The sequence below is a fragment of the Enterobacter cloacae complex sp. IR53030 genome (assembly GCF_049238365.1).
Classification (GTDB): Bacteria; Pseudomonadota; Gammaproteobacteria; order Enterobacterales; family Enterobacteriaceae; genus Enterobacter; species Enterobacter kobei.
In genome coordinates this window covers 213898-225785 of sequence record NZ_JBMKHA010000002.1, presented here as the reverse complement: position 1 = coordinate 225785, position 11888 = coordinate 213898, and the positions used below count along the sequence as shown (strand labels likewise).

11 protein-coding genes and 1 pseudogene are annotated in these 11888 nt (G+C 55.5%); 8 read left to right on the top strand and 4 right to left on the bottom strand.

Features of this window, described 5'->3' with window-relative positions; translation table 11 throughout:
* The first annotated feature begins 119 nt into the window (after positions 1-119).
* A pseudogene (locus tag ACOTXR_RS02900) lies at positions 120-795 on the top strand (DUF3313 domain-containing protein).
* Between the two features lie 34 nt (positions 796-829).
* On the opposite strand, the gene ACOTXR_RS02895 reads toward ACOTXR_RS02900, so the two are convergent.
* Positions 830-1726, bottom strand: a complete 897-nt coding sequence (locus tag ACOTXR_RS02895; RefSeq protein WP_058690700.1) for a DMT family transporter — start codon at positions 1724-1726, stop codon at positions 830-832.
* 174 nt (positions 1727-1900) lie between these two features.
* Here ACOTXR_RS02895 and ACOTXR_RS02890 point away from each other — a divergent pair, with 174 nt between their 5' ends.
* Positions 1901-2773 (top strand): helix-turn-helix transcriptional regulator, encoded by an 873-nt coding sequence (locus ACOTXR_RS02890; RefSeq protein WP_014883807.1) that lies wholly within the window; start codon positions 1901-1903, stop codon positions 2771-2773.
* On the opposite strand, the gene ACOTXR_RS02885 is transcribed toward ACOTXR_RS02890, so the two are convergent.
* Positions 2663-3919: a benzoate/H(+) symporter BenE family transporter gene (locus tag ACOTXR_RS02885; RefSeq protein ID WP_058690701.1), complete on the bottom strand. Its 1257-nt coding sequence runs from the start codon at positions 3917-3919 to the stop codon at positions 2663-2665. The genes ACOTXR_RS02890 and ACOTXR_RS02885 overlap by 111 nt on opposite strands.
* Positions 3920-4011: 92 nt before the next feature.
* On the opposite strand from ACOTXR_RS02885, the gene ACOTXR_RS02880 reads away from it, so the two are divergent.
* Both ACOTXR_RS02880 and ACOTXR_RS02875 read left to right on the top strand, forming a co-directional pair.
* Complete coding sequence (locus ACOTXR_RS02880) at positions 4012-4539, top strand: helix-turn-helix domain-containing protein (protein ID WP_058690702.1); 528 nt, start codon at positions 4012-4014, stop codon at positions 4537-4539.
* Positions 4540-4619: 80 nt separating this feature from the next.
* Positions 4620-6584 (top strand): peptidase U32 family protein, encoded by a 1965-nt coding sequence (locus tag ACOTXR_RS02875; protein WP_058690703.1) that lies wholly within the window; start codon positions 4620-4622, stop codon positions 6582-6584.
* On the opposite strand, the gene ACOTXR_RS02870 is transcribed toward ACOTXR_RS02875, so the two are convergent.
* Positions 6585-6815: a DUF2554 family protein gene (locus ACOTXR_RS02870; protein ID WP_014883811.1), complete on the bottom strand. Its 231-nt coding sequence runs from the start codon at positions 6813-6815 to the stop codon at positions 6585-6587. It lies immediately after the preceding gene.
* A 243-nt stretch (positions 6816-7058) separates the two neighbouring features.
* Between ACOTXR_RS02870 and ACOTXR_RS02865 the strand changes: the two genes are divergently transcribed.
* The gene (locus tag ACOTXR_RS02865; protein ID WP_058690704.1) at positions 7059-7421 is read left to right on the top strand and encodes a hypothetical protein; all 363 of its coding nucleotides are present in this window, start codon (positions 7059-7061) and stop codon (positions 7419-7421) included.
* 228 nt (positions 7422-7649) lie between these two features.
* On the opposite strand, the gene ftrA is transcribed toward ACOTXR_RS02865, so the two are convergent.
* Positions 7650-8657 carry a transcriptional regulator FtrA gene (gene ftrA, locus ACOTXR_RS02860; protein WP_058690758.1) on the bottom strand — a complete coding sequence of 336 codons (1008 nt, stop codon included), beginning with the start codon at positions 8655-8657 and terminating at the stop codon, positions 7650-7652.
* A gap of 73 nt (positions 8658-8730) precedes the next feature.
* On the opposite strand from ftrA, the gene ACOTXR_RS02855 reads away from it, so the two are divergent.
* The 3 genes from ACOTXR_RS02855 to urtA all read left to right on the top strand — a co-directional run bounded on the left by ACOTXR_RS02855 (position 8731) and on the right by urtA (position 11878).
* Complete coding sequence (locus ACOTXR_RS02855) at positions 8731-9144, top strand: rhodanese-like domain-containing protein (protein ID WP_058690759.1); 414 nt, start codon at positions 8731-8733, stop codon at positions 9142-9144.
* Between the two features lie 156 nt (positions 9145-9300).
* The gene (locus ACOTXR_RS02850; protein WP_058690760.1) at positions 9301-10404 is read left to right on the top strand and encodes a cobalamin-independent methionine synthase II family protein; all 1104 of its coding nucleotides are present in this window, start codon (positions 9301-9303) and stop codon (positions 10402-10404) included.
* A 202-nt stretch (positions 10405-10606) separates the two neighbouring features.
* Positions 10607-11878: an urea ABC transporter substrate-binding protein gene (urtA, locus tag ACOTXR_RS02845; RefSeq protein ID WP_014883816.1), complete on the top strand. Its 1272-nt coding sequence runs from the start codon at positions 10607-10609 to the stop codon at positions 11876-11878.
* Positions 11879-11888: the final 10 nt, after the last annotated feature.

Sequence of the window (11888 nt, the reverse complement as noted above, 5' to 3'; positions counted from 1 at the left end):
ATGAAGCCGGGCCTTCTTTTTGCAATTTGTGCTACTTACATCATTTTTTGTCACAACAAACCCGCCTGACTTTTGCTATAACTTCAAATGCATACTTGCAGATAACATGGAAAACTATCATGCGTACTCAAACTTTTTTTTATAGTTGCAGTGCTTACTGGTTTATTGGCCCTGGCAGGCTGTTCTTCAAAAGTCGCCGCCCCCGAACAATATTCAGGCTTTTTAAAAGATTACTCCGGCTTGCAACAGACGACATCTGCGACGGGCAAACCGACGCTGCGCTGGGTCGATCCTAATTATAACGAAGCGAATTACGACAGTATTATCTGGACGCCGATTACCTATTACCCTACGCCTAAACCGACCACTCAGATTGGGCAGAAAACCCTTGATGAGCTGTTGAACTACACCAATACCAAAATGAAAACGGCTATTGGTACTCGTAAGCCTATAGTGGCGACACCAGGTAAACATAGCCTGATTTTCCGGGGTGCCATTACAGGGGTGAGTTCGCAGAAAGAAGGCCTGCAGTTCTACGAAGTGGTGCCTGTCGCGCTGGTGGTGGCGGGGACGCAGATGGCAACCGGCCATCGCACCATGGATACCCATCTCTTCTTTGAAGGTGAGCTGATCGACGCAGCCACCAACAAACCGGTGATGAAGGTGGTTCGTAAGGGCGAAGGTAAAGAGCTGAGCAACGAAAGTACGCCAATGACCTTTGCGACGCTGAAGCAGGTTGTGGATGATATGGCGACAGATGCCACCATGTTTGATGTGCATAAAACAGCAAAATAAATCATGCACGGCCTGCAGATTGCAGGCCGTTTTTTTACGCCGTCCGTAAACGCCTGAACCAGGTTTCGGGTTTAGTGAACATCACCATATTCCCACCCAGAATCAGCAGTAAACCGACGATACCGTTGAGATGCCAGACGTAGCCCTCATACACCGTTGAGATGGAGAGCGCCACCAGCGGGAAGAGTAGCGTGCTGTACGCCGCTTTCCCGGGGCCAATACGCCCGACCAGCGTGAAGTAAGCGCCGAAAGCAATCACCGAACCAAACAGAGCCAGATAGAGCAGTGCGCCGATGTAGGTTACCGTCCATTCCGGGGTAAAGCTGTCCCCTCTGAAGAGGGCAATGCAGCCCATCACCAGCGTACCGTAAAGCATCGCCCAGGCGTTGGTGGTCATGGTTTCCAGGCCTCTGCGCTGATGGCGCATGCTGATCATGTTGCCCAGCGAGAAACCATAGGTTCCGAGCGCAGAAAGGCCAATGCCCGTCAGAAGCGATACGCTCCAGCCGCTGGCAAGCAGATCGTCCCAGAAAAGGGTAATAATCCCGACCAGACCCAATGCCGCCGCCGTCCAGAAACGCGCGGGCGGGCGCTGCCCAAAGAAAATAAAGCTATTAATGGCGTTATAGAGCACCGCCATGGAGAAGATGACGGATTCCAGCCCGGTATTGATGTGCGCGGCCGCGGTATAAAAGCACCAGAAGTTAAAGCAGAAAACGCAGCATCCCTGAAGCATGCAAAAAAGGTGATCCCGTAGCGCCAGCTTACGCAGTCGACGCAGGGCAAGTAACACCACTATCATCGTGGCGCTGGCCACGGCGAAACGCCAGAAAATCGACACCGGGGCCGCCACGGGACCTTGCTGCAGGAAAATGGCAATCCAGGTGGTTCCCCAGATGACCACGACCAGTCCGTATAATAATGCGTTCATATCATTTCTCTTCTCAAACCACGAAAGCCCGCAGTATGGCGCTGAAATGCGCCGTGGGCTTTCACCGGCTTGCGGCAGACTTGCAAAATCTTGCGCTTTTTTCTCTCCGGGGGACTGGCAACGGGGAACAACAATTCTTAGACTGACAGTTCGATCACTCACGCGCTAACGGTTATGTCTCACGCTTACGATACCTTTGAAACGCTTAGTCAGCAGAATGCCGTCCTGCGGGAGACGGTCTCGCTGAACTCGGGTATTCAACTGGCGGCGTGGTACAACAAGCACGATACGATAACGGTTAAAAGCAATCATCACACCCTGAGCCTGTACGTGGCCGACGGTTATGAGAGCTATCAAAAAACGCCGGGCGGCTGGAAGAACGGCGGGGGACCGGACCGTTTCTGCCTGATGCCGAAAGAGAGTGAATCGACGTGGGATATCCGTGATGACCTGTCGTTTGTCCATCTCTACTGCACCGATGAACACCTGCGCGACGTGGGCGAAAAAATCTGGGATAAGCGGCCGCTGTCGCTGACGCTGGACGAACGCATTTTTGGCAGTGACCCGAAGATCACCGCGCTGTATCGCCAGTTTTTACTTGGCTGCGACTGGCAGCAGCAGGCCAATCAGCTCACCCTGAGTACAGCATCCACGTTGCTGATGACCCATCTGCTGCAAAACTACTCCAACGTTCAGTGGAAGCTGCCGGTCGTCACCGGCGGGTTATCGCCTTTCGTTCTTCGCAACGTGCTGGCTTTCATAGAAGAGCATCTTGGCCAGCCGTTAACCCTGGCCGAGCTGGCGGCGCAGGCAGCCCTCAGCGAATACCATTTTGCCCGCATGTTCCGCCAGTCGACGGGGCTGGCACCGCATCAGTACGTGATGCAGCGACGCATGGAAAAAGCAAAAAACCTGGTGCAGCATAGCGCAATGCCACTAACGGACATCGCGCTGGCCTGTGGATTTAACTCCGCCAGCCACTTCAGTAACCGTTTCCGCAGCGTGATGGGTATGACGCCGTCCCAGCTGCGCGCGGCGAGCGCGTGAAAACAGGGCATAGCATATCCCGCCCAGCACCAGCCCCCAGAATGCCGAACCGATGCCCAGAAGGGTGACGCCGCTCGCGGTCATCAGAAACGTGACGATGGCTGCGTCACGTTCGGCTTCATGATTCAGGGCCTGAAATAAACTCCCGCTGAGGGTTCCAAGCAACGCCAGCCCCGCCAGGGTCTGGATCCAGCTCAGCGGCAGTGCAGCCATGATCCCGGTAATAGACCCGCCGAAAACTCCAGCCAGCAGATAAAACCCACCGGCTGCAATGGCCGCCAGCCAGCGTTTGGTGATATCCGGGTGGGCATCAGCGCTTTGACAGATGGCGGCGGTAATGGCCGCGATGCAGATGGAGAAGACGCCAAAGGGGGAAAGCAGCAGCGCCAGGCCACCGGTAACGATGATGAGCGGTGAGACCGCCAGCGAGTAGCCGGAGGCTTTCATCGTGGCGAAGCCCGGCGCATTCTGCGAGGCCATGGTCACCAGGAAGAAGGGCAAACCGATACTCACTAGGCTGGTGAAAGTAAAGTCGGGGGCAATAAACTCAGGCATCACAACGGAGAGGCTGATTTTATCAGTGACAACGTCACCACTTATCCATGCCACGAGACCACCTGCCAGCAGCGTCACCACGATGGCATAGCGCGGCGCCAGCGCTTTTGCCAGCAGCCACGCGGCAATCATGCTACCGCACAGCAGAAAGTGGCTGTCAAGATGTGCAAACGCGTGCAGGCCAAACTGCAGAAGCACGCCTGCCAGCATGGCGGCCGCGAGCGAATGGGGGATCAGCGTCATCAGACGAGCGAAAAGCCCCGTTATACCGCAGAGTAAAATAAGCGCGTTAGCGAAGATAAACACACCGATGGTTTCAGACAGCGTCACCCCCTGCAGGCTGGTGGCGAGCAGGGCGGCTCCGGGGGTTGACCAGGCCGTCAGTACCGGCGCTTTAAACCACCAGGAGAGCGCCAGCGTGCTGACCCCCATCCCAATCCCCAGCGCGGTCATCCAGCCCGCGATTTGCTGCGCGCTGGCACCTGCCGCGGCGGCGGCTTGCCAGATAATGGCGGCCGAACTGGCATAACCCACCAGGACGGCGACAAATCCAGCCAGCGTGACTGGAATAAGATGAGAGGAAGGGCGCATGGCAACTCCGTTGTGCGTTATAACGTCCGTATTACGGTAGCACTGTGCGTTATAGCGTACAAGTGGTATGATCATCGGCACCAGGAGGGAACATGGACATCACACAACATCTTGCAGCAACACTGAAAACACTGCGTCAGGCCCGCGGCTGGAGCCTGTCAAAGCTGGCGGACGAGGCCGGCGTGTCGAAAGCGATGCTCGGCCAAATTGAGCGCAATGAATCCAGCCCGACGGTATCGACCCTGTGGAAAATCGCCACCGGGCTGAACGTTCCGTTTTCCGCGTTCATCACGCCAGAGGCAGACAGGCAGGCTGTGTTTGATCCGCAGCAGCAGGCGATGGTCGTCAAACCGCTCTTTCCGTGGGATGAGACCCTGAGGTTCGATCATTTCTCTATTACGCTGGCGGCGGGTGCCCTGAGCGAATCCACGCCCCATGAGGCGGGCGTGATTGAACATGTGGTGGTCATTAGCGGAGAACTGGAGATGAAAATCGACGGCGAATGGCGGACGGTTTATGCCGACTCGGGCGTCCGTTTTGCCGGTGATAAACCGCATGCCTACCGCAACAGCAGCGACCGGCCGGTGCATTTTCACTCTCTGATCCATTATCCCCGCTGAGGCTACGCAAAACTGTTTCGCTGTCGTAGACTTCTGACTACAATAGCCGCCATTTTGACCATAACGGATAACGACGAAGTATGCGCCTGCAATCCCATCATCTTGAACTTTTAAGCCCGGCCCGTGACGCCGCCATTGCCCGCGAAGCGATCCTTCACGGCGCGGACGCCGTCTACATTGGCGGCCCTGGCTTTGGTGCCCGCCATAACGCCAGCAACAGCCTGCGCGATATTGCCGACCTGGTGCCGTTCGCCCACCGTTTCGGGGCGAAAGTGTTCGTGACCCTGAACACCATTCTTCATGATGATGAGCTGGAGCTTGCGCAACGACTGATCGCCGATCTCTATCAGACCGGCGTCGATGCCCTGATTGTTCAGGACATGGGGGTTCTGGAGCTGGATATTCCGCCGATTGAACTGCACGCCAGTACCCAGTGTGATATCCGCACGGTGGAGAAGGCGAAGTTCCTCTCCGACGTCGGCTTTTCGCAGATCGTTCTGGCCCGTGAGCTGAACCTGAATCAGATCCGTGATATCCACCAGGCGACAGACGCGACGATCGAGTTCTTTATCCACGGCGCGCTGTGCGTGGCCTATTCCGGTCAGTGCAACATTTCCCACGCCCAGACGGGCCGTAGCGCCAACCGTGGCGACTGTTCGCAGGCCTGCCGTCTGCCGTATACCCTGAAAGACGATCAGGGCCGCGTAGTGGCGTTCGAAAAACACCTCCTCTCCATGAAGGATAACGATCAGACCGCCAACCTGGGCGCGCTGATTGATGCGGGCGTCCGTTCCTTCAAGATTGAAGGGCGTTATAAAGACATGAGCTACGTGAAGAATATCACCGCGCACTACCGTCAGATGCTGGATGCCATCATCGAAGACCGCGGCGATCTGGCGCGCGCGTCGGCAGGTCGTACCGAGCATTTCTTTATTCCGTCGACGGACAAAACCTTCCACCGCGGCAGCACGGACTATTTCGTGAACGCCCGTAAAGGCGATATCGGCGCGTTCGACTCACCGAAGTTCATCGGTTTACCGGTCGGTGAAGTGCTGAAGGTGGCGAAAGATCATCTTGATGTTGAAGTGACGGAGCCGCTGGCGAATGGCGATGGCCTGAACGTGATGATTAAGCGTGAAGTGGTGGGCTTCAGGGCTAATACGGTCGAAAAAACCGGTGAAAATCGCTATCGTGTATGGCCGAATGAAATGCCTGCCGATCTCTACAAGGCGCGTCCGAACGCGCCACTTAACCGTAACCTCGATCATAACTGGCAGCAGGCGCTGCTGAAAACCTCCAGCGAGCGTCGTATCGCGGTGGATATCGAGCTTGGCGGCTGGGAAGAACAGCTGATTCTGACCATGACCTGTGAAGACGGTATCAGCGTGACGCATACGCTGGATGGCCTGTTCGAGGTGGCAAACAACGCGGAAAAAGCGCTTAACAGCCTGAAGGATGGCGTGGCGAAGCTGGGGCAGACGATTTACTACGCGCGCGCTATCGAGGTTAACCTGCCGGACGCGCTGTTTGTGCCGAACAGCCTCCTTAACCAGTTCCGCCGTGAAACGGCAGAGCTGCTGGATGAAGCGCGTCTGGCCCAGTATCCACGCGGTAGCCGTAAAGCGGAAGTTGTTCCGGCCCCGGTATACCCGGACACGCATTTATCTTTCCTGGCGAACGTCTACAACCATAAGGCGCGTGAATTCTATCATCGCCACGGTGTGCAGCTGATCGACGCGGCCTATGAAGCGCATGAAGAGAAGGGCGACGTGCCGGTGATGATCACCAAGCACTGTCTCCGCTTCGCCTTCAATCTGTGCCCGAAACAGGCAAAAGGCAATATTAAGAGCTGGAAAGCGACGCCCATGCAGCTGGTCAACGGTGATGAAGTCCTTACCCTGAAGTTTGACTGCCGTCCCTGCGAAATGCATGTTATTGGCAAGATGAAAAACCATATTTTCAAAATGCCGCAGCCGGGCAGCATTGTCGCTTCCGTCAGTCCTGACGATCTGATGAAAACCCTGCCAAAACGTAAGGGGAGCTAACTACCTTACGTGCGTCTCCGGTTTGCGCGATTTCTGCCACAGGTGGTGTTCGCGCAAACCCTCCGCTGACTCTTCCGCTGCGCTGCGTAATTCATCGCTGTCGGCCTCGTGCCGCAGCTGATGCCCCACATTCTTTACCCATACATATTCATGCCCTTTGTGCCCGGCCATAAGCTGCCCTGAAAACAGCGCACAAATAAGCATGACGAGAGATAACCCTTTTTTAATCATGGTTTCACCGCTGAGTGACGTTGCGGGGATAATCATTGCAATTATTTCTTAGTGTTATTATTCAATAATTCAAAGTACGGCAAAGAAAATGTCAAATAGTGTTGGCTCAGAATTGTTTTTAAGAAATATCCTAAATGCGCCTAAAGCACTGTCAACTACCACTTCTGGACCATAAACAGGCGTTTGAATTAGGGATAATCCTATATAATAGGGATTCTCTGGCTAAGGAATGAGTCTTAATAAATGAAAAAAATAATCGCGTTTGCGATCCTCGTGGCTGCCGTGGGTGCTACGGCAGGGGTTCGCTATATCGGGAATGACGAACCAGAATATATTCAGTCCGCAGAAACTCGTGTTGGTTCATATTTAACCAGCGATTACGGGCGTGTAGCCTGCAATAGCAAAAAAGTAGACGATCAACGCTGGGAATTAGATTGCCTGCATCAGGCAAGAGGAAAAGTATTCCAGTTTGCGGTGTATCCTTCTGAAAAAGCCCCCTATGGTGTTTCGCGTTCGTTTTATCTCGAAGCGATTAATGATGAAGCAAAACAGAGCGCCGAACAGGGTCTGATGCGTTATTTGCAAATCAACACGAAGGCGAGTTAATAGAGCTGTTTAGCTTTCGTTAAGTTAATCAGTGTTAGTTTGTAAGGGATCCGCAGCCCGACCATGGAGCGTCGGGGACGTAGAGACCAAAATACAAATCTATCCATGCAAGCATTTACCGCCAGATAATGGCGGTTTTTTTTTGCCATTTCGCGTATGTGCCCCTCATCCCAGCCCTCTCCCTCAGGGAGAGGGGTGTATGTGTCGGTATTATGTTGTGGGGATCCCTCAGCGGGCAGGACCTGGACGCGAAAATTGCTTGCGGTACTGGGCCGGCGAAAGGGCAAATTGCTGACGAAAGTGGTGGCGCAACGTCGCCGCCTGTCCAAAACCGGTCTGTTCAGCGATGCTGTCGATGCTCAACCGACTGCTTTCCAGGTAATCTTTTGCTCTCAACAGACGCTCATTGATCAGCCAGCGCGACGGTGTCGTTCCCGTTGCCGCCTCGAAGCGACGAAGGAAGGTACGCTGGCTCATGCCCACCCGACGCGCCAGCGAGTCGACGCTGTGCGGTTCAACGAGATGGTTGTGCAGGAAATCAAACAGCTGTCCCAGACGCTGGCTCTCCCGTAGCTGTGCCACCGGGCGGCTCAGCTGTTGCGGCTGCGAACCATCCCGGTGGGGAGGAATAACCAGCCGACGCGCCACGCTGTTGGCGGTTTCCATGCCATAATCCCGGCGGACGACGTGCAGACAGAGATCGATGCCCGCCGCGCTACCAGCAGAAGTCAGAATATCCCCCTCATCCTGGTAAAGTACGTCTTCAACCACGTCGATGTCAGGGTGGCGGACTTTAAGCGCCTCGATGTAGCGCCAGTGGGTTGTGGCTTTGCGCCCGCTCAACAGTCCCGTTGCGGCCAGCACAAACACACCCGAGCAGATGGACAGCAGCTGGCATCCACGTGCGCTGGCCTGGCGCAATGCGTCGCACAGGGCCCTGGGAACCGGCGCGTCCAGCCCCCGCCAGCCGGGAACCACGATCAGATCCGCAGACTCAAGCAGGCTCAAATCACCATCAGTCACCATGCGGATCCCGCCCGTCGCCCGCATTTCTCCGCTATCCACACCTGCCACAGCAAAGCGATACCAGGCGTCGCCCAGCTCAGGACGTGGCAGGCCAAAAATCTCAACCGCCACGCCAAACTCGAAGGTACAGAGGCCGTCATACGCCAGCACCACCACCTGAGGGCGGGTAACCTGTCTTAAGTTTGTCATCTTTTTGCTGTTTTCTGGCATAAGCAAGCGCATTCATGGGCTGAATTTGTGGATAGAGTAGTGTTAACACAAACGCCAAAGATGAGGAAGGATCATGAGCTATGTTACTGAATTTCCGGCTGCCGAGCCGCAGGAAGCCGTTACCCATTTTCTGCGTCGCCTGAGTGTCGAAACCGACTGTGCCGATGTGCATCATGCCATCGCCAGTCATGAGCAGGACTTCGTGCTGCTGCATGTGGTAGGGAGTGCGGAACAATTTGCCCGTCGTCATGTCCCCGGGGCACTGCACATGCCGTGGAGCCAGATTACTGCTGAACGCATGGCCCGGTGGCCGGACGGCACGCTGTTTGTCGTTTACTGCGCGGGGCCGCACTGTAACGGTGCGGACAGGGCTGCGCTGAAGCTGGCGCGACTCGGGTTGCCGGTCAAAATCATGCTGGGCGGGATCACCGGCTGGGAAGATGAACGCTACGCGTTTGCCAGTCAGGGATCCGTTTCCGTCCTGTGAAGATGAATTTTTTTCAACACCCGTGAAATTTTCTCGTTTGCCGGAGCCGGTGAGGTATGACATCTTTTTTGGACATTTAGACATCCAGAAGTCTAAAGATTCAAATGATGAATTATCACTGCCGGCAATTATTACCGTCAGACAGAGGAGATTTCCATGCAACGACAGCACGCCCCATACCGCGCCGATGTAGTAGGCAGTTTTTTACGTCCGGATGCCATTAAACAGGCCCGCCTGAAGTTCGCCAGCGGTGAGATAGATGCCGGACAGCTTCGCGCGGTGGAGGACGATGCCATTTGCCACGTCGTCGAGCAGCAGTGTGCGTGCGGTCTGCATGTGGTGACCGACGGTGAATTTCGCCGTGCCTGGTGGCACTTCGATTTCTTCGATGGCCTGCAGGGGGTTGAGCGTTACGATTCGCAGCAGGGTATTCAGTTCAACGGGGTACAGACCAAAGCCCACGGCGTGCGCGTCACCGGCAAGCTGGGCTTTGGCGATCATCCGATGCTGGACGATTTCCGCTATCTGAAAAGCATCAGCGGTAATGCGCAGCCGAAGATGACCATTCCCAGCCCAAGCGTGCTTCATTTCCGCGGCGGCCGCAAAGATATCGACGCGACGGTTTACCCGGACCTGAACGTCTATTTTGACGATCTGGCGACCACCTGGCGCGACGCTATCCGGGCCTTCTATGATGCAGGCTGCCGTTACCTGCAACTTGACGACACCGTCTGGGCCTACCTCTGTTCGGACGATCAGCGTCGTCAGATCCGCGAGCGCGGCGATGATGCCGATGAGCTGGCGCAGATCTACGCCCGCGTGCTGAACAAGGCGCTGGAAGGTAAACCGGACGATCTGACCATCGGGCTGCATGTCTGCCGCGGCAACTTCCGTTCAACCTGGATTTCGGAAGGGGGATACGAGCCGGTGGCGGAAGTGCTGTTCGGTACGGTGAACGTAGATGCCTTCTTCCTGGAATATGATAACGACCGCAGCGGTGATTTTGCGCCACTGCGCTTTATTCGCCCAGGTAAGCAGCAGGTGGTGCTGGGTCTGATAACCACCAAAAACGGAGAGCTGGAGAACCCGGAAGGGGTTAAAGCCCGTCTGGAAGAGGCGGCAAAATACGTGGCCAAAGAGCAGATCTGCCTCAGCCCGCAGTGCGGCTTTGCCTCGACCGAAGAGGGCAACAGCCTGAGTGAAACTCAGCAGTGGGACAAAGTCCGTCTGGTGACACAGATCGCCAGTGAAGTCTGGTAAAAACACCGCCCCAGCGCTGCATTATAAAAGTGCAGCGCTGTGCCATTCTGAGTCGTTCTCTTTACATCCCGCGTTCAATCTCCCGCCATAGCGCAATGTTCATTCTGGCATCCTTTTTGCTCCTGCTTCGCTGACACATTTTTTTCCGCGTCCATGCCGTAACGGACGTTTTTGCACAGCGTTCTTTTTCAGGAGTGAAAATATGCAGCGTCGTACCTTATTAAAAGCCTTTGCGTTATCCGCGTCCGTCGTGGCGATGGGAATGAGTTTTGGTGTGCAGGCGGCCGATACCATCAAAGTGGGGATCATGCATTCTTTGTCCGGCACGATGGCCATCTCCGAAACCCCGCTTAAAGATGTCGCGCTGATGACCATTGACGAGATCAACGCCAAAGGGGGCGTACTGGGGAAAAAACTGGAGCCGGTGGTGGTGGATCCCGCTTCAAACTGGCCGCTGTTTGCCGAGAAAGCGCGTCAGCTGCTGAGCCAGGATAAAGTCGCGGTGGTGTTTGGCTGCTGGACCTCCGTTTCGCGTAAATCGGTGCTGCCTGTCTTTGAGGAACTGAACGGCCTGCTGTTCTATCCGGTGCAGTATGAGGGTGAAGAAATGTCACCCAACGTCTTTTATACCGGTGCCGCACCGAACCAGCAGGCCATCCCGGCGGTGGAATACCTGATGAGCGAAGACGGCGGCGCGGCGAAACGCTTCTTCCTCTTGGGCACCGACTACGTCTACCCGCGCACCACCAACAAGATCCTGCGTGCGTTCCTGCATTCGAAAGGCGTTGAGGATAAGGACATCGAAGAGGTTTACACCCCATTTGGTCATAGCGACTACCAGACGATTGTCGCCAACATCAAGAAATTCTCCGCAGGCGGCAAAACTGCCGTGGTCTCGACCATCAATGGCGATTCCAACGTGCCGTTCTATAAAGAGCTGGCAAACCAGGGGCTGAAAGCAACCGACGTGCCGGTAGTGGCGTTCTCCGTCGGTGAAGAAGAGCTGCGCGGTATCGACACCAAACCGCTGGTGGGTAACCTGGCGGCGTGGAACTATTTTGAGTCCGTGGACAACCCAACTAACCAGGCCTTCGTGGCGGATTACAAAGCCTATGCGAAAGCGCACAAACTGCCGAATGCCGACACTGTAGTCACCAACGACCCAATGGAAGCCACTTACGTAGGGATCCATATGTGGGCGCAGGCGGTGGAAAAAGCGGGCACGACCGACGTAGATAAAGTACGTGCCGCAATGGCCGGCCAATCGTTTAAAGCGCCTTCCGGCTTTACGCTCACCATGGATGCTACCAACCATCATCTGCATAAGCCGGTCATGATCGGTGAAATTGAAGGCAACGGCCAGTTCAACGTGGTGTGGCAGACGGAACAGCCGGTCCGCGCGCAACCGTGGAGTCCGTTCATCGCCGGGAATGACAAAAAGCCCGACCAGCCGATGAAAACCGCCAGCAACTAAGCCATCACCA